Genomic DNA, 20,520 nt, shown 5'->3' on the forward strand with positions numbered 1-20,520 from the left:
TGATCAGTTTAAGGAATTTATACAACTGTAACCATCTCCTAAAGCACCACTCTAAGTAAAGAAAACTGGTCGTTTTTTCGGGCTTTACTTGGAATGGTCATTCATCCAGCTAAATATTATACTATTTAATTATATATTAATAACGGTTTACACTAGGTACTATTGGCCATTTTTCGCCGGGAATTAATCATTACCCCAAACAGCAATAGGATTATATACGATACAGTATTATCTGCGCCATCAGTTTATATTCCGTTAGGATATGCAGTCCACCCCTTCGCGGGGAGTGCCGGCAAATGTGCCGGGGCTACAGGATACAACGTATCCCTAAGGAGGACATAAATTATGGCAGATGAAGAAATAAGACATCTAGTCCGTATCATGAATACTGACCTCAAAGGTGAAATGCCTGTTGAGTACGCATTAACCGGTATTCCTGGTATCGGAAGACGAACCTCAAGGATCCTTGTGGAAAGCACTGGTATCGACCCATTGGCAGTAATTGGTTATCTGCCTGATGAGGATATTGCAAAGCTTGATCAGGCTATCAGTGGTTTTGAGCAGTCCATGCCTACATGGATGCTAAACAGACGGAAAGATCTTGTGACCGGGGAGAACAAGCATCTTCTCGGACAGGATATCCTGCTTACATTGAGGGAAGATCTGAACACTCTTAAAAAGATCAGGTGCTACCGTGGTATACGTCACGAGCGCGGTCTTAAGGTAAGGGGTCAGAGAACAAAGTCCACCGGTAGGCGTGGCAGCACTATTGGTGTAAGCAAGAAGAAATGATAGGGTGATCTTATGGGATATCCAGGAAAGAAGAGAAAAAGTTATGATACGCCTAAGCATCCATGGCAGGCTGCCAGGATGGCTGAAGAGGTCGAGCTCATCAAGACCTATGGACTTCGTAACAAAAGGGAATTGTGGAAAGCACAGAGTATTCTCAGGCGGTTCAGGGCAGATGCTCGCAGGCTTTTGGCAGAGTCTGGAGAAACAGAACAGATGTCCGGTCATTTCAAACTTGAAGCTGAACAGATCCTCGAAAGGCTTACAAGCTATTCCATATTGAAAGCTGATTCAAATATCGATGATATTCTTGGACTTAAGACCAGTGCCCTTCTGGAGCGCAGGCTGCAAACCCAGGTACACAGGCTCGGACTCGCCCGTACTCCAAAGCAGGCACGACAGTTCATTACTCATGGTCACATTGCCATCAATGGTCAAAAAGTTACAGTACCTGGAATGATGGTCACCAAGGAACAGGAAATGCTCATCGATTATTATGGAACTTCTCCTCTGCTTGATGAAACCCATCCGGAAAGACCTGCACAGGTAGCTAAATCCATTGCAGGGCATGATTAAGGAGGTGTAAATATGGCAAATGGAACATGGGGTGTTGCTCACATCAAGAGCTCATTCAATAATACTATCATCACTATTACCGATATGACTGGTGCCGAAACAATTGCAAAATCCTCCGGTGGGATGGTTGTAAAGGCAGCACGCGATGAAAGCTCTCCTTACACTGCAATGCAAATGGCAAGCCAGCTCGCTGATACACTCAAAGACAAGAACATTGAAGGTGTGCACATAAAAGTGCGTGCTCCCGGCGGTAACAAGCAGAGGAGTCCGGGTCCCGGTGCTCAAGCTGCTATCAGGGCTTTTGCCAGAGCAGGCATTAAAATCGGACGGATAGAAGATGTAACGCCTGTACCTCATGATGGTACTCGTCCAAAAGGCGGAAGACGTGTATGATCTCTCTGTTTAGATAAAGGAAACAAGCATATGACGATGGAAGTAGACATACTGGAACTCTCCGATAGGTCTGCAAAGTTTGTATTATCAAACACAACAGCTGCATTTGCAAATGGTATTCGCAGGGCTGCTCTGGCAGATGTACCTACGATCGCTATTACCGAGGTAAACATCTATAACAATACCTCGGTTTTGTATGATGAGCAGCTTGGCTTACGCTTGGCACTTATCCCTCTTACTTCGAATATGGAGGATTTTGTTCCTAAAGAGGAATGTAATTGTGGCGACTTTTGTCCGGCATGTCAGGTTTCTCTTACTCTCAGTGCAGAAGGCCCTGGAATAGTTTATTCTCAGGATCTTGTGTCCTCTGATGATAAGGTGCAGCCTGCTGATCCTAACATTCCGATCGCAGATCTTCGGGAAGGGCAGAAGATCGTTCTTGAAGCGATAGCTCAGATGGGCTATGGTAGTAAACATTCCCGATGGCAGGCAGGTGTAGCATGCGGGTACAAGAATATGCCAAAGGTCGAGTTCAGTGGTTGTGACCTCTGTGGCGCATGTGTAACTGAGTGTCCTGTTAACATCATTAAGATGGGTGCTAGCAGTGCTGAGATCTCTCAGGAGGATATGTTCAAATGCACTCTTTGCAGGTTATGTGAAGGGGTTTGTGATATTGATGCCATAGATGTCAAAGTTGATGGGCATTCTTTCATCTTCATGATGGAATCTGATGGCTCTTATAGCACAAAGGAATTGATCTTGAATGCAGGTAATGTCATCAAGGATAAGGCTACAAGTCTGGCTGATATCCTGTCTACGCTCTGAGCCAACAGATTAATATAGGAGGTTGCTATCTCCTATATTGTTCTTTCCCTATGTGCGGGGGTCGCCCAGCTAGGTCAAAGGCGCTAGGTTGAGGGCCTAGTCTCGTAGGAGTTCGTGGGTTCGAATCCCATCCCCCGCATCTATAATATATGAAGTTGTTTACATGGGATCTTGTTGCCATGTGTCAAAATACTTAGGTAATAGGTACGAACTGGCAGAGTTTTTATTAATACTTGCGTCACAAAACTTAGTTTTTGTCGCAGCTTTATTGTTCCATATCGACGATCATTCTTGCAATAAACGTAAAATTTTTAGGACTTATCTATGTTTTTATAATTTCACTGGGATTTATGGTTTGGACTTTCATTTACCAAAAAGATAATTCATTGCTTATTTTAAAATACCTGTTTCTTAGTTTTATTAGTATATTTATTGTTGGATTTGATCCATATGTCACAAATTATATAGACCATGGAACTCCTCTTTATCCTGTATTCGGTTCAGATTTTGACATATTAATGCTGAATAACCCATCTGATTTTCAAAATACAAATCCTTTTGGTAATCTATTTCGTTCCGTCTTTTCTCATTCGGTGACAGGGGTCACTAATTCTACATATAGGATTCCATTTGTCATTAATGTCGAAGATCTTCAAGCCTTCCAGACACCTGATGTACGATTAAGTGGATTCGGCCCTCTCTTTAGTGGTGCAATAGTACTTTGTATATTCAATTTACTTCAATTTTTGAGATCAAATGGGTATTGTATGTTAAAGAACCAATTTAGATCAATACTATCGTTCATAGTAGTATTTCTGATGATCTCAGTTTTAATTAATCCATCATCCTGGTGGGCACGATTCGTGCCACAGTTGTGGTTAATACCACTGTTCTTGTCTTTGTCCTTCTTTGCAGTGGAAAGAAAATCCAGGCTTTTATAGAAGTTAAAGAACTAAATGCCTCAAATTCATTTAAACTGCCTTATTCGGATACTATCATTCATATAGTAAACTCTACGTCTGGATAAGACAGCTCGATCAAAAAAGTATCCGGTTCAAATAACACGCACGCTGTTAGCAGGGCAGCTGTGGATCATTTCAGTATCCTTTTTCTCTAAAGTCTTGAGAAAAATAGCATTCCTCTTCATCATTACCAGCTTCTTTTCCTGAAGACGCTCCTGGTATATACGAATGGAACGCAGAAGATCGATCTTCCTGAACTCCGGCCAAAATGGAGCACAAAAATATGTGGCACATTCATTACCAGATGTCTGCCAGGGAAGGAAATTGGATACCCGCTCATCTCCGCCAGTACGGATAATAAGATCAACATTGGGGACAGGATCTCCCGCAACAGGATAGAGGTGATCAGCAATAGTACCTTCGGTTATATCTTCAGGGTCTAGTTGCTCTTTATCGATCTTTTCTGCAATTTTGCGTACTGCCTGGATTATATCCTGCCGGCCGCCATAGGCAATAGCTACGTTAAGATAAAACTGATCGTAGTTTGCCGTGCATCTCTCAGCTTCTTTGATGGAGCATCTCAAACTGGAAGGAAGTTTCTGGAGGTCCCCAATAGCTCGGATGTGCATTTTTCTTTTATGGGTGCGCTCATCCTGGCAGAGCTCATCGAATTTCAGGCCAATAAGTTCGAATAGCTTTTGTTTTTCATCTGCAGACCTGTTAAAGTTCTCTGTAGAAAATGCATAGACTGTAAGTTGTTTGACGCCTACCTCATAGGACCACTCGATCACTTTTTCAGTTACACTGGCACCTCTCACATGTCCATAGTTGGTCAATTTACCAACCCTGTTAGCATATCTGCGGTTCCCATCCATGATAATTGCAATATGCTCAGGTACATCCAAATGTGCAACTTCTTTTGAAAGAAGGCGCTCATATGCACGATAGGTAATATCGTTTATGTATTTTAATATAAAAATCCCTGCCTAGTTTTTTCTACCTTTCGTAGCACATCAAACCACAAAAATTATTTGCATCTATTGTATAAAAAGATTACTTTGAGGTGTTGCAATATTCTTTTTTAATAGTTCTCAAGTACTGAACGAACAACATTCCTGTAATCCTCTTTGAGAAGATATATGTTATGATCTCCAGTCACGTCGATGCTTAGGATCCCAAGTCTTGTGTTCATTAAACCGACCATGGCAGAAACTCCCCTGTAGCTTACGTTGAAATCAGTTTTATTCAGGTACCCGTACACATCACCGGTTGTGAACTTGTCCCCTTCAAGAAAAAGCTGCAATACCACTTTACGAATACCGGTATCATCTCTGCTGAGATATTTTATGAGCCTCTCCCTAACGCGGTCCTCTATCGTTTCCAGTACAAACACCTCGTTTTTTTTATATGCGATTTAAGGTTATAAAGTTATTGTGATTTATATAAATTAAACTGATATTGGTAGCCAAACTGGAAGTACGTATATCATTCTTGCATATATAATTTGGGTTTTAGAGCGGGATCTTTTCTACTACCATCCCACCGGGAAATGGATATTTTTCAATGATACACATTTCTTTTACATCTGCTGATATATCCATTTTTATCTCTTCAAGTATCCAGGCAGCGATATGTATCTCTTCTTTATCCACCTGGAACAACTCTTCAGGAACACCTGATAACAACAACAACTCGGCCATATGCTGTGCAGACTTTTCCTCTCTGTTGCATGTTATTACGCCATAGATCAGGGTTCCATCTTCTGTCAACTCATCAAATTCCCTGGCTGTTCTTTCAGCTATGCGCAGCAGCCTTCTTCTAAGCTGTACAGCATCTTTATACCGGGAAGTGCATAAGTGTCCTTTTTCAGTGGTCTTTAATATCTCTATGCCTATCTTATATGAGCCATCTACAGCATTTGAGATCTCGTCCTGCAGTTTATAACCTCTGAGTTTCATTCCCTGAGAATTTGTATCTGAGAACTCAAGCTCATTCAGATTGAGAAAGCAACCCACTTCATTTGCCATCCTGGCCACTTCTTGTGCCCCCTCTATGGCCGGGATCTCCAGACCCGCTTCCATTCCTGTATTCATAGCTTTTTTTATGGAACTTGCGTAATTTTCCATATTACTGTTCCAGATATCTGCAGGTGGATGGAACCTTATCTCGTCAAGGCCAGCAGTTGCAAGCTGTTCCAGTATATTATCATCCAAAGGCAGAGCAGTGTAGAGATGAATATGATGCTCTTTTCCGAATTCCGATTTGAGCACTTTGATATATCTGAACACTTTCTCAGGTTCAAGCAACGGTTCCCCGCCGGTGATCCCCGTACCAAGTGCTCCCATCTGTTTTGCTTCTTCTATTATATCCATGTCGGAGTTAACCGTTCTTTCATTTGCAAAAGTAATGTCTTTTTTCCTTTCATCAGAAATAGGGCAATAGAAACAGTTCTTTCCACAAATACCGGTAATAAAAAGTACCATTTTTGCTCCTTCCTGGCATAATTTACAGCCTCTGGAAAGATATGTATAACGGGAACCCGCTTCTCCCTCAGATATGTTCAGCATAGTGGCGCAACCATAGATCTTATCATATATATCTATTGTTTAGTCCATTTGCCTTAAATACCTTTATCTCTTTGCCTATTATGTGGTGTTGAGCAAAGGATACATAGTAGTTTGCGGCTGCAAAAAATGCGGGAGGTGCAGGACCGTTTGTCCGACCTCTGCTCTTAAAAGAACAACCGACGACAGGCCAAAGATCGATCATGACCTATGTAACAGATGCATGCTTTGTGTGCAGTGTTGTCCCAACAAAGCCCTGATCTATATGGAATAGTGTTGTTTCTGATTTGAGAATAACAGTTACAGCTTTTCCTCAGATAAAGCCTCTGAATATTATCCTTGAAGCAATTGCCGATGCAGAGAACATAATTACTGATATAGGCAGTGCTCTGGAGAGTTCGTACATCATCTGGCTCTTATCTCCTCCATATTCGATGGCATTTGAGAATCGTACAAGGATCATTGTGATAAGAATAAGGTATATGCCTATTGACAGCATGAACATGTTTGGTCCTATGGAAAGTTCCAGGCTCTCGGGTGAGATATCCGCAGGCCCAGGGATCACATTCGGGGGCAGTTTCGATATACTATGTGCTACGTTCTGAAGGATCTTTGCGATCACTTCGGAGAGTGCAATTGTCACCCCTGCTATAAGCGGAGCAAAGATACACGCAGTAGACTTCATCGTAGATGTCATCTCGTACAATGATTCCTTTATGCGTCTTTCCACCTCCTGCAGGTCTGTCATATGATCGGCTAGCTTCACTATGGCCACACCAGCAGCTTCGTGGCTCTTATGCACGCTTTCCAGGAACAGTTTCATAGTCGTGTTTATCCTTTCAGAATACACATTTTTAAATGCACCATACTCGTCATCGAATATCGCGCTGTACAGGTCACATCTCATACATGAGATGTTCACAGCGGTTTTCTCGAAAGGCTCGCTGATGGATGCCCCTTTCATATTGGCAGCAGTGTGTATAAAAGCCTCTTCTGCAGACCTGCCTTCCGATATTCTCCTGCCCAGGATGAACAGAGCATCGGAAAACTCGTTTTCCATAGCTATTATCTTGTCCCTTATTCTCTTGTATGGGCCATATGCAGCATTCAGATACCATGAGAACGTAATACTTATACCTACCAATACCAGCAGTGCAGTAGGTACAACTCCTTCAAGCACAGCTGTTGAAATGATGCCATAAGGATTTCCGGCATACAACAATATGTATCCCAGGCCACATACAGCACTTCCGGTAATTAATGCCATAACAAGTTCCTTTTTCTTTTTTGATGGCAGCCCCTCCAGTTCAGGGTGTGTGTCTGATATTTTCTGAGGTACGAATGCTGCAGGTCTTTGCATAAGCACATATTCTGCATACATGAATGTGATCAAAGGCAATAGTATATCATATGTCAGTATGAGGTTAGTACTTGTGATGCGTATCCCAACAACAGCCATTGCAGGCAGCAACGCTACCAGGGCGAGAGGTATAAGGATGAATATGGAGTACAGTACATACGTAGGAAGTTTTAGTTTTGCAGCATAGCTCTCCATAAGGTTACGAGTTCCTTCCAGTATGATATCCAAAGACCGGTTCAATGTAAAAGTGCGTTGTGCAGGATCAGTTTCGCTCATGGAGCTTCTGATAAGATGCAATGACCTTTTGAAATGTTCACTGTTCTTACCCCACATTTCCGAGAACTGAACTACAGCATCATCCATGCCGGCATATACTCGTAAGTGGAGGTTCCATAGCATCTTTTTCAGATCCCTGGCAAGGGGCCTGTTTGAGTTCTCTGCGGCAAAATGTACGGCTTTTTCCATGTTAGGCACTATCTTCATTGACATTACTACATAGCTCATTACTTCAGGCATGTCTCCTAATGATGTTATCTTCATGTATCTGGCATGTATCTTCACATATTCACTGAGATACCACAATGCTGCGACAGGCAGGATCAGGCTTATAATAACGATTAATATAAGAATGCCTGATGAAGTTGAAGTGAACCTGAAAAATAACGCGTCCGTCAACAGGAAAAGAATGAACAGACTGGCTGATCCTATATAGGAAAAAAGTGTCGTTTCATAAGGTTCCAGGTCAAACCCTGTATAAACAAGGGCGTTCATATATTCCTGGCTTACTGCTTTTTCACTTTTCTTCTTGAATTCCCCATGATCTGTTATATATCCGGAGAGGTATCTCCATGTGAACTTGCATCCCCTGTAGTACCAGTTATTATCATGCATCATTGCCACCCTGTACTTCCTGGGCCAATGAACTGGAATATGGCATTTTGTCTCTTGTTGCAGCAGACAGTTTTTCATTTTTTGTCGCTATGATCTGTTCCAGCCATGCACACCATTTGTCATATACGCGCTGCATGTCTGGCTTGCCAGCGATCTCTTTTTCCTTTTCCATGAACATCCAGAACATGTTATTAGAGGCAGATACCATTTCAGCCTCAACGAATGCCGCGTCTGTTTTTCCGTATTCCGCCATTTTAAGCTTCATGTTTGCGCGTATACGGATGTTCTTTGAAGCTTCATCCACGGATATCCCCCATTTTCTTGCAATTTTCCTTATCAATGCAGACTGTCCTCTATCAAGCAGGTCTGTTGGTACCAGTGAATTGACCGAGGCATCAAAAGTGAGGATGTCAGAGAAGACACTGTATGTATTATCAGGATCCCACACTTCGTTCACTTCCGCTATCTGTATCACTTTACGTTTTGTTGCCATACTGCCTGCTATGCGGGTATTTGAACATACTATTACGGCATCTGTAGCCCTGAACGAGGCAGGAGGCACTCCAAGGGTATGCACTATTCTCTCATATACCGCATTTGTGGATGCACCATGTATGGTCCCGATCACAGAATTACCTGCTGTACCCACCTGCATTGCTTCATACAGCATTGCGACTTCCGGTCCTCTCACTTCACCTATTACAAGAGATGAACTGCCAAGCCGCAGGGATGCACGCAGGGCTGTGGCCGGGTCTATCTCAATACTGGATCTCACTATAGAGGACTGGGCATTGAGGCCCTGTGCTTTCCACCCCAGTTTCTGCAATTGTTCAAGAGGTATTTCCGGTGTGTCTTCTATGGTCAGTATCCTGTATCTCTGAGGCATTTCCATAAGCATGGCACATAACAGGGACGTTTTCCCGGCTCCTACTCCCCCGGCGATCAGCACTGATGCATGTCCATCCATCATGAAGCTGAGCAGACCTGCTGTGAGAGGGGTGATAGCACCGGTATTGATCAGTTTAGGCAGTGTCCAGGGAGCCTTTGCATGTTTTCTAAAAGCATAGGCCATTCCTTTTGCGCTCAATGGGTCTCCTATCACTGAAACACGTACTCCGTACTCCTGGAGCGCCATTTCAAGAACAGGGGTCGCTTCTCCGAAAGGTCTTCCACTTATCGTCCTGAACCTCGAGACCATGGAATCCATTTCTTCCTGGGACAGAAATATATTAGTAGTACATTCTTCCCCATTCATCACCACATGTACAGGATTCCGATCTGCAGGAGCATTAACATATATGTCGGTCACCCTTCCATCAGATAACAGGTCTTCCAGGATCCCAAGTCCCGTTGTGTATTTTGCCAGCAGGTCAGAATACATGTCCAGCTGAGAAGGTGACAAAACCACTTTTTTATCCCTTGCCTCTTCACGCAGCAATCTCTTACAAAGCCTGCGGAAATATTCCCTTGAAAGGGCGGGATCTGCAAAATTCATATCTTCCGGTCTATGTTTGATCATACGGTCCCGGACGTTGTCAATGAGCAGAAGTTCCTCAGGCTGCATGTTGTATTCAGCAGGGTTTACGACATAGAGTTTTTCGGGTTTGTCTGTAAATTCATATATAGATATGGGTAATTTCCTTCCGTCATCTCTCTGCACGTCATAGCATTCTATAAAAATAGTATTCACTGGTGGTTCGGTATAAATACGGGATGTGGAGAACAAAGGCCGTACGTATGGCTGCAGATTTTTCTCATGATCAAAAGTTCCATCAGGCTCACAAAAAAGATCGTTCACGAAGGGGCTCATCCTTCTGATTATATCATATAATGTTTCCTGAAAAATCCCTATACATTCATTGCACTCCGGATGAGTTACCTTTTCAGCTTCACATGTTAGTTGTTTGATGATCTTTTCAGTATTCCTATAGGCTTTAAATGGCGATCCTTTTGCTGAATTTATAATTTTCTCCATTTCTTCATTTCTGTTCTTTTTGCAGGTATCCTTTGAATCGTATCTGCAATTGAAGGAAACAGTTTCCATGTTCTCATATGTTCGCAGATGATCTTCCAGACGGGCAAGTGAGTAAATTTTCTGGAGAATCTTTCCATCGTATTCCCTGTCATAAAGATTTGATATTACAAGTCTTTCTGTTATTGCTTCTTTGAGCAGGATGTTAAAGATATTTGATCTGCATATGGGGTTATTTAGTGTGGAGTCTTCGTTACAGTCCGAACATTCAATGATTATGGAGCTTGTATCCCTGGTTTTCTTTACTCTATACGTGCACTCTTTACTTTCTATTTCGTTCTTCTCATGTGTTATAGAAGTGATCAGTTGCTTGATATTTACCGGTATCTTTTCATTTTCAGGATCATGGAATGATTTTAAGGCTTGTTTCAATCTGTTGTTTGCTTTGGTCCCAGTTCCTGTGAGCAAGAAATGTAATTTGTGACTCATTTATACACATCTTTAGTATATTTATTTGCATGCACTATCGGTATTTACATACAAAAGCTTTTCTATGAGTCCGGCGGATTACCAGCCGGAAAAAATTCCTGTCATCTGTATCATCAGGTGCATATCTGCAAGCAAGATTATTTATTCTATTAATTTTATATAATCATCCCATGAAGCTCATTGTGATGATTCCAGCCTACAATGAAGAAAAAACCATTCAAAAAGTGATCAAAGAGATACCCCGGAAAATTGAGGGCATAGATAAGGTAGAAGTCCTTGTCATTAACGATGGATCCACGGACTCTACTGTAAAAGTCTCTTTAGAAGCAGGTGCGGATCACATTGTTTCCCAAAAGGAGAACCGTGGACTTGCGTTAACTTTCCGTAAAGGTCTTGAAGCATGTCTGGAAAGAGGCGCAGATATAATTGTGAACACTGATGCAGATTTCCAATATAACCAAAATCAAATTCCAGATCTGGTAGCTCCTATTCTTCAAGGCAAAGCTGATATCGTATTAGGTTCCCGATTCAGGGGGCACATTGAATACATGCCTCTCCAGAAGAAAATTGGGAATATTCTAGCTACGCGTGTGACACGCATGGCTTCCGGCTACCCCGTGACAGATGCACAAACGGGTTTCAGAGCTTTCACAAGAGATGCTGCACTAAGGATGAATATTCTGGCTGACTATACTTATGTCCAGGAAACGATCATGCAGGCTGTTAACCATAACCTTACCTTGGTAGAGATCCCTATTGAATTCAGAAAAAGAGACGGTCATTCAAGACTAATGTCAGGGATTTTCCATTATGCTCAGCGTGCTACTGCTGTGATACTACGCACCTATCGTGATTATGAACCTATGAAGGTCTTTGCTTCCATAGGTTTTGTGTTTCTGGTCGTTGCTGCGCTATCCGGAGTAACGGTATTGGTGCAATTCATAAAAACCGGAGTTGTGGTCCCAAATATCTCGTACGCAATACTTACGACCATGCTATGCTTAACTGGTCTGCAGATCCTTGTGTTCGGTCTGATAGCCGATATGCTGAAATACCAGAGGATACGCGAAGAAGAGATATTATACCGTTTAAAGAAAATAGAGATGGAATAATTGCAATCTAGCTTGATGAAAAGATGTTGCAACGATCCAGCATGAATATAATTGTACTAACATCATCTTTTCCCAGGGACAAAGATGATTATAAGGCCCGGTGGATACTGGAATTAGGGCAAGAGTTCGTGAAAGATGGCTTACTCCCAGTTATCTTATGCCCTCATGTGAAAGGGTCCAAAACTTATGAAACAATCGACGGTATTGAAGTATATAGATTCAGGTACGCACCTGAACGATATGAATCACTGGGATATGGTAATTTCCTTCCCCATGAGAAATCCAGTTCTACAATTGGTGTTTTATTGCAATATCTGCTCAATTCTCTTTTGATGCTCAGCCTGTTATTTTTTATGTTCTTAAATCTCCATAAGCTAAAAAAGAAAAAGAAAGCTAAACTTATCTTTTCTAACTGGGCATTCCCCGCTGGCTTTGTTTCTGCAGTATACCGCCAGATATCAGGTATCCCTTCTGTTCTGAAAGTATATGGCACAGATCTGGTATTCCTTAAAAGGTTCAGATTAAGACCGCTGGCTAAATACATTCTCGATAAACACGATGCAATAATAGCTATCAGTGAATACACTAAAGCTTGTGCTTTGACCTTTGATGTAGATCCTGACAGAGTATCAGTATTTCCGGTTGGCAGTAATTATCCTATCAAGCATTGTTCAACATTTCTGGAAAACTTTAAACGAAAATTGTGCTTGTCGGACAGGCCTACTATATTCACTGTACACAGATTGATACCTCTTAAAGGTACATCTTTTTTGATCAGGGCGATGAGCAAGATCGCATCTGTCCACCCGGATGCTCTGCTGGTCATAGGGGGAGAAGGTCCGGAGCGTAGTATGCTGGAATCTCTTGTCAAAAGCTATCATCTTGAACATAATGTGCTATTTACGGGTCTGCTCCCGAACGAAGATCTCCCTTTATTGTATGAAGCATGCGATGTATATGTAATACCTTCTATTACCGATAAATGGGGAAACGCAGAGGGTTTGGGTATGCCTGCTCTGGAGGCAATGAGCTATGGAAAACCAGTTGTAGGATTTGATTCAGGTGGTCCTGGTCTGACCATTACTGATGGGTCGAATGGATTCAAGGTTCCGGAAAAAGACTGGGAAGCTATGGCCGACAGGATAATTCTTTTACTTTCTGATCCTGTTTTAAGGACTAAGATAGGTGCTAACGGTAGATCCATGTTCGATGAGTATCGCTGGGATAAGGTTTCCCACCTTTATACGGAGGTGCTTTATAGTGCAGTTAAAGGATGAAACTACTCCTAAGTTTGAATATCAGTTCATTGTTCTTTCACTATGGTTCGTATGTATCGCATGGGCTGCTAATTTGCTGGCTATGTTCTCTCTTTTTTACAAACCGATACTCTCAGCAGTACTACTGTTGATAACAGCTGTTTCCACATTCTATTTTCACAAATATCGTGCTAATAATGGTACGTCCAAACAGAACATCATTGCAATCTTATTTATTCTGCTCTTTTCCATCTTTACTTCTCTGTATTTCCATGATACATTCTACGGAGGCCGGGATCCAGGTATCTATTCAACCAATGCTATCTATCTGGCAGAGCATCATACGTTGCTCATAGATTCTGCTATGAATGATCTCATACCACGTTTTCTGTCTCCGAACAATTACATCACGACCAGTGATGGAAAACTGATTTCCCAGTTCCATTTCGGGTATATTTCCTGGGTAGCGATCTATTACAGTCTTTTCGGTATACAAGGTATACAATTCAGTAATCTTCTTCCTTTGTTCATAGGGCTTGTAAGTATCTATCTGATCGGAAAAGAACTGAGGAATTCTTATGTTGGTCTGGGAGCTGTGCTGACCTTTTCGGCTACATATCCTCTGATCTGGTTCTCAAGACAGACTGTGACCGAGATATTCTTCATGGCCCTCTTCTGGTTTGGAGTACTGTGCTGCCTGTATCTGCTGCAGCGCAAACAGAATATCTACTATATTTCATCGATGTTATCTTTCGGGATGCTACCCTTTGTACGTATAGAAGGTTTGATACTTTTTGGTTTCTATTTTCTCTTTTTACTATATGACTTGTCATCTAAGCGCTTTGTTTCATCGAACCAAAAGGGAACTAACAATATTGGCCTAGATCATTTTTCGGGTATCAGAAAACACGACAGATCCTATTTCCTGAATAAATATTTCCCTGTAATATTCTGGTTCGTATTTTTACTGACTTCAGCATTGCTACTTTATTATTACTTTTTTATGCAGACGAGATATCTCGGGGTCATAGATGCTGTCCTGAACCATTTTTCAGGCGGTGTGATATCATCTTCTACAGAAGCAGCATCTATGGACAGAACGGCTATCAGATATCATTTTCCCGAATTCGTATATATGGCATTATCTGAGTATAACCTTCAGTTGCCATTGATCTCCATTTTCCTGGTTTTCATCGTATCTGTGATCCGCAGGGATATCAGTTCCAGAAAACAGCTTCTTGTGATTTTCTTTATGCTTCCTGGCTTTCTTTACCTTATTTCTCCTTTCATTACCCTGGACCAGCCCTGGTTCCTCAGGAGGTATGTAGCTACAACCATACCAGGAGCTTTTTTACTTATGTCTGTTCTGATACATGATCTGTCAAAAAAGAAAACCTTGTACATGTGCCTTATGTCCCTGGTCATGATACTGAATATTTATACTGCTTATCCCATCCTGTTCTTCTCTGAAAACCAGGGAATGATAGCAAACGTAGGGAATATTGCTGACCGCGTTGGTCCTAATGACCTGGTACTTGTAGACAGATATGCTGCAGGTTCGTATAAAATGGCAGATCCTCTTTTTTTTGTGTACTCAAAGCCAGCTCTCTGGTGGGATGCTGACTCTGTTGGAAAGCTTAAAAATGATCTCAACATTTCCAGTTTTGATACAGTATATATACTTACAAATGAAGCAACCTCTCTGGATAAATATTTCAACCCTGTGGAGCTGGAGCTTTTTTACACTCAGGCTGTCACTTTGGAACAGCTCGAGGTTACAGTGGACCTGAACCATTATCCTCACAGGGAAGCAGATGTTTACGATATGGATTATTCCATAGCGCGCCAGCTTATGAAAAGACCTGCAAATATAGTGACCAGAAACTTTGAATTGCAGTTGTATAGGGTTACTGACAGTTCTAATATGTTCATGTGATCGTTCAGAAGGTGATTTATACGACCATAGGTATGATCAACACTGCCCAACCTTATACAGGTATAGGGAATTATGCATTTTCCCTATTCGAAGCTATTAAAGGCCAGATGGATATAGATCACGTGTTCTTTGATACCAGACAGTTCACTCTAAGCGAACTTACCACATCGAAGAACATAGCCGCTACAAGAAAGATACCACTTGTTGATAATAATCCTTTTTTTTATTACCGGATGCAGGGTCACATCCCAAAATACGACCTCTATCATCTTACCAATCAGAACATTTCTTTTTTTAAGGTAGCACCTAAAGTAATAACCTGTCATGATATCATTCATGAGATGTACCCGGCAAGCAGGATGCATCTGATGATGGGCAAACTGATGTATAAGGGCCTTAAAGGTGCAGACCATATCATTACTGACTCTGATGCCACTGCAAGCGATCTGCAACGTAAATATGGTATTTCCAAAGAGAAAATGACCACCATCTATCTTGGTATTGATCCTGCAGTGTTCAGACTTTATGAGGATGTTTCTTCGATATGGTCAAAATACGGTCTTGAAAAAGATAAGGAATATATCCTGCATATTAGTTCAGAACAGCCACGGAAAAATGTAGAAGGCATCATTAAGGCATTCTACAGGTTGAAAAAAATATCCGGAAGAAAGGATCTTATCCTTCTGAAGGCCGGAGAACCGCAATATGCACATGACAGGCGAAGTATCATGTCTCTGATAGCTTCTCTTAACCTGGAAAAAGATGTGCGTTTCCTGGGGAGGGTTCCGACAGAAGATCTTGCCAGGTTGTATTGCATTGCGAAAATGTTCGTTTTCCCCTCTTTCTATGAGGGTTTCGGACTTCCGGTCATAGAGGCTATGGCATGTGGATGCCCGGTGATCACATCCAATGTATCCTCTTTGCCTGAAGTTGCAGGTGATGCATGCATTATTGCAGATCCGGACGACCATCAGAAAATGGCCAGCCACATGCTTCAATTACTTCAGGATGATGTGCTCAGGTCTTCTCTTGTTCATAGGGGCATATGCAGAGCTGCCCAATTCTCATGGGAAAGGTGTGCAAAACAAACGGCAGAAGTTTATACACGTGTTCTTGAAGACATTTGATCTCAAAGTCCCTCTTTCTTCCTGAATATCCTTCCAACTAGATCGATCGATCCTGTGATCATCACACAGATCAATATTATATTAGTATCCAGGTGGGAGCTTATTGAACCTCGCCATATTTCTTCTGTGATCAGCAGAACCATAAAAATGGCAATCAATGTCAGGCATAAGCTACGATTGAATTCAATTGCCTTTACATATTTTTCTTCCTTCCGGACCTTTCGGGTACGATCTTCAGTAAAAGTATCTCTGTTCGCATATGCCAGAAGGATCGTTATACATACAATGAAAAGGAATAGCACGATATAGATCGGCACATTAGTGCCTATGGCTTTTGAAGATAATTTTTCCACATTTTCATTGCCCGGATCCATATCTTTTGCATTAATATCATCAGATATCGATCTGAGTATGTAAGATATAGTTTCAGGACCCCTGTTGTATCCTTCTGAAGTATTCGGCAGACCCAGGATGCAGAATATACCAGGGTCTTTTAAGTTCACGCTAAAGATGATGTGCTCTTCCTGCTCTCCTATCTTACTGGGAGCAGCGTATGACCATTTCCCATTTTCGAAGTAACCAATGTAAACATCTTCAGGTCCAAGTCCTCTGTTCTTAAGCCATTGTTCTTCCACAGGGAATTCTATGTATATAGTGCCAGGATTGTCTGGATAAAGGCTCAGGTCGTATATGCTGTGGATGTTGCCCTCTATCCCATTTTCCTCACTTGGTATTTTTTTCAATTCCTTTAGTAAAAAGGAGAAGTCAGTCACGTCTTTATTATAATATATATTGAAGGTTCTAATGCTGGTATTCTCAATAGTTATTGGTATCTCTTTTACCGGCTCTGTAAACGAGAAGTTGGTTCCATACTGTACTTTAATGTTCAAATTACCCTCATCATTGGGCACATTTTTTTTACTGGCCAGGATCTTGCCATTATCTTCGGTCTCCAGGGCCAGATATCCTCCAAGAATGGCTACAGGTCTGCCTTTTTCAAGCAGGATCTCAGTATTCTCTTCAAGTGTTATTCTTATATCCTGAAGACCATCGCCATTGATATCAGTGATCTCTGCTGTAGAGCCATCTCTGAACGTATCATGGTCCTTTATTACAATGGCATGGCCATTGATCCTATTTATCCTAAGCAGCGCACTGGAACTGTTAATACCTTTTACGATCTCTTTGCATTGAATGTTCACCAATGGGATCTCATTGTCCATTATAACTTCTTTATATGATGCTGTGTCATTCTCTTTGATCTCAAGATCTGACAGGACCTTTCCTTCTCTGTAAAGGAAGAGCCTGATCTTATGTCCAGCCGGGTCTATTGTATGCATTTCTAAGGTCATTCCATCTCCCAGCTCTACCTTTTTGCTGGAATTGACCCTTATGTTCATATCAGCCATTATCCTGGAGAGGAAAGCTGATGAATTGTCTATTTCCAGTATGCAGTAGGGTTCACCAAGGTATGCAATAGTTCTGTCCAGGGGACTTTCAGCATCATGATCGCTATATTGGAGGCTTCCGTATACTATCTCGTCTTTACTCAGTATATTGTCGTCTCCGGGAACGATCTTCAGGAACTCCCAGCTTCTTTTTCCTGTAATATCAAAATAGAACAGACCCGGTGATGTCCAGGTGTTCAGTTCATTATCATAATTGGAAAGATCAAAATATGCGTGACCGGTTGTGTTCCTGTAAGGATAGAATACGATTTGCTCTTTTTGCGGTGGAACTATAAAATAATCTATTTTTAGTTCCTGATCCTTGCTAATGGTATCATACAAGGGGACAACAGTACATTCTTCTTTGCTGAAGAAGGCTTCATCATTGTACGCAAAATATGCATCTGATTCGACTTTAATATCTCCCTTTGGTAGTTTTATATTATATGGAGAGGAGGATGCGGGTAACCTGATGTTTACCCATTTGTTCTTTGTATCCAGTTTTGTTTGGTAGGTACGGTCATTCCCTTCTATGGTTATCTCCTGCAAGCCTTCTTCATGTAAGGTCATAAATTTTAACGAGATCCTTTTATTGGAACCTACATACAGGTCCCCGGGTGAAAGGACGAACATCTTTCCGTCAAAGACCAGCTTGTCCTGTGCACTGCGCAGTTCGTCTATTATGATATCATCGTTAGATATGAGCTTTATATGGTAGATGCCGTCCTGCAGTCTAGGCACTTCCAGCATCCCTGTCTGGACTTCTCCTGCTCTGCGGGTCGCTGCATTTTGTCCATCGTCCGGTATGACCAGAGATCCGACAATTTCTCCAGAGGGTAAATAAACACTTATATTTAGTTCATCTTCTCCTGCGTACCAGTTGAGGTCATGTTTTGAAACAGAAAGGCTAAGGGTCTCATTGTGAATATATGTGTATATTTCATGTTTTCCCCTTAATTGCATAGAGCTTCTTGTTTCTGCAGAAGCATTAGTAGTAATGGTTCCCATTCCATTGAACTTCACATAAGGAGCTATGGCGAATGTAGAATCAGAGGACGGATCGTTCAGTACTGCTTCAAGTTCTGCTACATCGTTGTGGTTGTATGAATATATTCTATATTCATCATTAGATACCAATGGAACAGAACCCTCTAACCTGTCCAGTAAATGGTTGTAACCCACTCCGGTTCTCAGGCATATATAACCGTTAAGAAGAGAGGTCTCTGATGAAGGAGATATTGTAAAAGTATGACCTGGCTTGAGGCGTATGACGATGTCTTCGTCCCCATCCCAGTCGATATCCTCCAGGTTTATTATATAATCTTTATACAGGTCCTGACCATCGCTCAATACCGTTGCTTTCCTTATGGAGATATCTGTCAATGTTACTCCGTCATTTCCATTCTCATGCAAGAGATCAACTGCAGTAAAAGAGAAAAGCGCTACACTTTTTCCTTCATAGGTCTGTGAGTAATTGTAGCTACCGTTTTCCTTTATGCTCAAATGATCCAGGATACTTTTGTCGTTCTCCAGCACAAAAGTGGCCTTTCCTTCCATATCCGATATCTCTGTACATTTCAGAGTATATCCTTCCGGAAGATCGACCGTTTCATGGATCCCGATCTTCATGTCCTGACCTTCCCACAATTCTGTGGATAGAACAGCAGTATCATTGATGTTCTCTATCAGGTATGTATTTCCCAGATAATCGATCTTATTTCCTTCCTGGGTCCCGGCATAATAAAAATGATCAGCGTCTATGGTCGTACCATTCGAGAGATCAATTGAAAAGATCTCTTTTTCGAGCAATAACGAAGGCGCATCAGCACCTGTTATTGTATATCCGTTCTCGTCGTATCTTACATAAGAAAGTGGTCCGCTTACCTCCGAAGCAATAGCAGGGACGACGATCGCGATCAATAAAATGAAGTATAAGTATCTTTTATACACGTGACCACTACTCTAAGATTATTCTTATCCAGTCTACTGGAATATCTATCTGAGAGGAATCAGCCGGATGTTCTATGTTCGTAGAGAAGCCAAGTATATTATTCCTTATATAAAGGTCATCGATATTCCACTCAGTTTCAGCTATTACCCATCCGTTCTCAGATGTTACAGATCGGTTCTTCATTATTACATAGTCAACATTGTTCTTCTTAAGCCAGTCAAAGTTATTCTCCAGAGGCACAACGCTGCATTTCACCGGATCGAAATATGAGCCTTCTGTAAATGAAAAATATATCTTTGATGCTATCTTCAGGTCTCCGGCAGGAATATTGATCTCCTGCAGGCTTGATGAAGGTCCTATTTTCGCATGTTGCGTGACTGCTATCTTATCGATCGTTACATTGCAGGTTGTGTTCTTATTGCTGATATCTATTTTCTGAAGGCCTTCTTCGTGGAGGGTCATAAGGCTTACAGGCTGTTCTTCTTCGGTCAAGGTGAATAATCTTGCAGGGGTATATACGAACAAATTGTTCTCTACGACCAGCTTACTGCTCGATACTCGTAGTTTTTTGATCAATGTATCATCACTAGCATCTACTATTATCTTGTATGTGCCCCGGTTCAGTCCGGTGGATCTGATATGGGATATCTGAGTTTTTCCCAGTCCGCGGTGGTCGGTTATATCACCATCATCAGGAATTATCGCAGAAGATATAGTTTTTCCTGTACCGGAAACAATTTCTATTCTTAGGTCATCGGTTCCATTGTACCAGTTAAGGTCCTGTTTTTCAATATCTATTGAGATCTCATTTCCATCGACATATGTCAGAAACGTATGCTTTCCCCTTAATGTTGTGTCAACTGTTGTAT

At 41.7% G+C, this 20,520-nt stretch carries 16 protein-coding genes and 1 tRNA gene; 10 read left to right on the forward strand and 7 right to left on the reverse strand.

From position 1 onward, the window contains the following. The first annotated feature begins 345 nt into the window (after positions 1-345). The 5 genes from AB7U21_RS03450 to AB7U21_RS03470 all read left to right on the forward strand — a co-directional run bounded on the left by AB7U21_RS03450 (position 346) and on the right by AB7U21_RS03470 (position 2,722). Positions 346-792 (forward strand): 30S ribosomal protein S13, encoded by a 447-nt coding sequence (locus AB7U21_RS03450; protein WP_333786867.1) that lies wholly within the window; start codon positions 346-348, stop codon positions 790-792. 12 nt (positions 793-804) lie between these two features. Then, entirely contained in the window at positions 805-1,365 is a 561-nt protein-coding gene (locus AB7U21_RS03455) for a 30S ribosomal protein S4 (RefSeq protein ID WP_333786866.1), read from the forward strand. 12 nt (positions 1,366-1,377) lie between these two features. Then, a complete protein-coding gene (locus tag AB7U21_RS03460) occupies positions 1,378-1,758 on the forward strand; it encodes a 30S ribosomal protein S11 (RefSeq protein WP_015325326.1) in 381 nt (126 codons plus the stop codon). A 30-nt stretch (positions 1,759-1,788) separates the two neighbouring features. Next, complete coding sequence (locus AB7U21_RS03465) at positions 1,789-2,583, forward strand: DNA-directed RNA polymerase subunit D (RefSeq protein ID WP_333786865.1); 795 nt, start codon at positions 1,789-1,791, stop codon at positions 2,581-2,583. Positions 2,584-2,637: 54 nt separating this feature from the next. Next, positions 2,638-2,722: transfer RNA gene (locus AB7U21_RS03470), tRNA-Leu, on the forward strand. 915 nt (positions 2,723-3,637) lie between these two features. Here the strand turns inward: AB7U21_RS03470 and uppS are convergent. The 3 genes from uppS to AB7U21_RS03485 form a co-directional block, all read right to left on the reverse strand. Next, positions 3,638-4,519 (reverse strand): polyprenyl diphosphate synthase, encoded by an 882-nt coding sequence (gene uppS, locus AB7U21_RS03475; RefSeq protein WP_428387043.1) that lies wholly within the window; start codon positions 4,517-4,519, stop codon positions 3,638-3,640. Between the two features lie 107 nt (positions 4,520-4,626). Further along, entirely contained in the window at positions 4,627-4,938 is a 312-nt protein-coding gene (locus AB7U21_RS03480) for a DUF2551 domain-containing protein (protein ID WP_292351187.1), read from the reverse strand. 118 nt (positions 4,939-5,056) lie between these two features. Continuing rightward, positions 5,057-6,112, reverse strand: a complete 1,056-nt coding sequence (locus tag AB7U21_RS03485) for a radical SAM protein (RefSeq protein WP_333786863.1) — start codon at positions 6,110-6,112, stop codon at positions 5,057-5,059. 85 nt (positions 6,113-6,197) lie between these two features. Between AB7U21_RS03485 and AB7U21_RS03490 the strand changes: the two genes are divergently transcribed. After that, positions 6,198-6,383 (forward strand): ATP-binding protein, encoded by a 186-nt coding sequence (locus tag AB7U21_RS03490; protein WP_428387029.1) that lies wholly within the window; start codon positions 6,198-6,200, stop codon positions 6,381-6,383. Positions 6,384-6,422: 39 nt separating this feature from the next. Here AB7U21_RS03490 and AB7U21_RS03495 read toward each other — a convergent pair whose 3' ends face one another. Then, the gene (locus AB7U21_RS03495; RefSeq protein ID WP_428387045.1) at positions 6,423-8,363 is read right to left on the reverse strand and encodes a hypothetical protein; all 1,941 of its coding nucleotides are present in this window, start codon (positions 8,361-8,363) and stop codon (positions 6,423-6,425) included. After that, positions 8,353-10,821, reverse strand: a complete 2,469-nt coding sequence (locus tag AB7U21_RS03500) for a type II/IV secretion system ATPase subunit (RefSeq protein ID WP_333786860.1) — start codon at positions 10,819-10,821, stop codon at positions 8,353-8,355. The genes AB7U21_RS03495 and AB7U21_RS03500 overlap by 11 nt, the downstream gene beginning before the upstream one ends. 185 nt (positions 10,822-11,006) lie before the next feature. On the opposite strand from AB7U21_RS03500, the gene AB7U21_RS03505 reads away from it, so the two are divergent. From AB7U21_RS03505 to AB7U21_RS03520, 4 genes are read left to right on the forward strand one after another with little or no spacing between them, the layout of a single operon-like run. Beyond that, entirely contained in the window at positions 11,007-11,933 is a 927-nt protein-coding gene (locus AB7U21_RS03505) for a glycosyltransferase family 2 protein (RefSeq protein WP_428387032.1), read from the forward strand. A gap of 41 nt (positions 11,934-11,974) precedes the next feature. Further along, positions 11,975-13,210, forward strand: coding sequence for a glycosyltransferase (locus tag AB7U21_RS03510; RefSeq protein ID WP_333786858.1), 1,236 nt, complete (start codon positions 11,975-11,977; stop codon positions 13,208-13,210). Beyond that, entirely contained in the window at positions 13,194-15,125 is a 1,932-nt protein-coding gene (locus tag AB7U21_RS03515; protein WP_428387034.1) for a hypothetical protein, read from the forward strand. The genes AB7U21_RS03510 and AB7U21_RS03515 overlap by 17 nt, the downstream gene beginning before the upstream one ends. Before the next feature lie 11 nt (positions 15,126-15,136). Continuing rightward, positions 15,137-16,252 (forward strand): glycosyltransferase family 4 protein, encoded by a 1,116-nt coding sequence (locus AB7U21_RS03520; RefSeq protein ID WP_428387036.1) that lies wholly within the window; start codon positions 15,137-15,139, stop codon positions 16,250-16,252. A 2-nt stretch (positions 16,253-16,254) separates the two neighbouring features. Here the strand turns inward: AB7U21_RS03520 and AB7U21_RS03525 are convergent, their stop codons facing one another. Further along, complete coding sequence (locus AB7U21_RS03525; protein WP_428387039.1) at positions 16,255-19,650, reverse strand: S-layer protein domain-containing protein; 3,396 nt, start codon at positions 19,648-19,650, stop codon at positions 16,255-16,257. Between the two features lie 7 nt (positions 19,651-19,657). Beyond that, positions 19,658-20,520: hypothetical protein (locus AB7U21_RS03530; protein WP_428387041.1), on the reverse strand; the 863-nt coding region annotated here is incomplete at its 5' end.

This window comes from Methanomethylovorans sp. (assembly GCF_050177135.1).
In the GTDB taxonomy this organism is placed as follows: Archaea; Halobacteriota; Methanosarcinia; order Methanosarcinales; family Methanosarcinaceae; genus Methanomethylovorans.

Excerpts from the sequence above, each read along its gene's own strand:
- AB7U21_RS03450 (WP_333786867.1), top strand. The coding sequence starts at position 346 with ATGGCAGATGAAGAAATAAGACATCTAGTCCGTATCATGAATACTGAC.
- AB7U21_RS03455 (WP_333786866.1), top strand. The coding sequence starts at position 805 with ATGGGATATCCAGGAAAGAAGAGAAAAAGTTATGATACGCCTAAGCAT.
- AB7U21_RS03460 (WP_015325326.1), top strand. The coding sequence starts at position 1,378 with ATGGCAAATGGAACATGGGGTGTTGCTCACATCAAGAGCTCATTCAAT.
- AB7U21_RS03465 (WP_333786865.1), top strand. The coding sequence starts at position 1,789 with ATGACGATGGAAGTAGACATACTGGAACTCTCCGATAGGTCTGCAAAG.
- AB7U21_RS03485 (WP_333786863.1), bottom strand. The coding sequence starts at position 6,112 with ATGCTGAACATATCTGAGGGAGAAGCGGGTTCCCGTTATACATATCTT.
- AB7U21_RS03495 (WP_428387045.1), bottom strand. The coding sequence starts at position 8,363 with ATGATGCATGATAATAACTGGTACTACAGGGGATGCAAGTTCACATGG.
- AB7U21_RS03500 (WP_333786860.1), bottom strand. The coding sequence starts at position 10,821 with ATGAGTCACAAATTACATTTCTTGCTCACAGGAACTGGGACCAAAGCA.
- AB7U21_RS03505 (WP_428387032.1), top strand. The coding sequence starts at position 11,007 with ATGATTCCAGCCTACAATGAAGAAAAAACCATTCAAAAAGTGATCAAA.
- AB7U21_RS03510 (WP_333786858.1), top strand. The coding sequence starts at position 11,975 with ATGAATATAATTGTACTAACATCATCTTTTCCCAGGGACAAAGATGAT.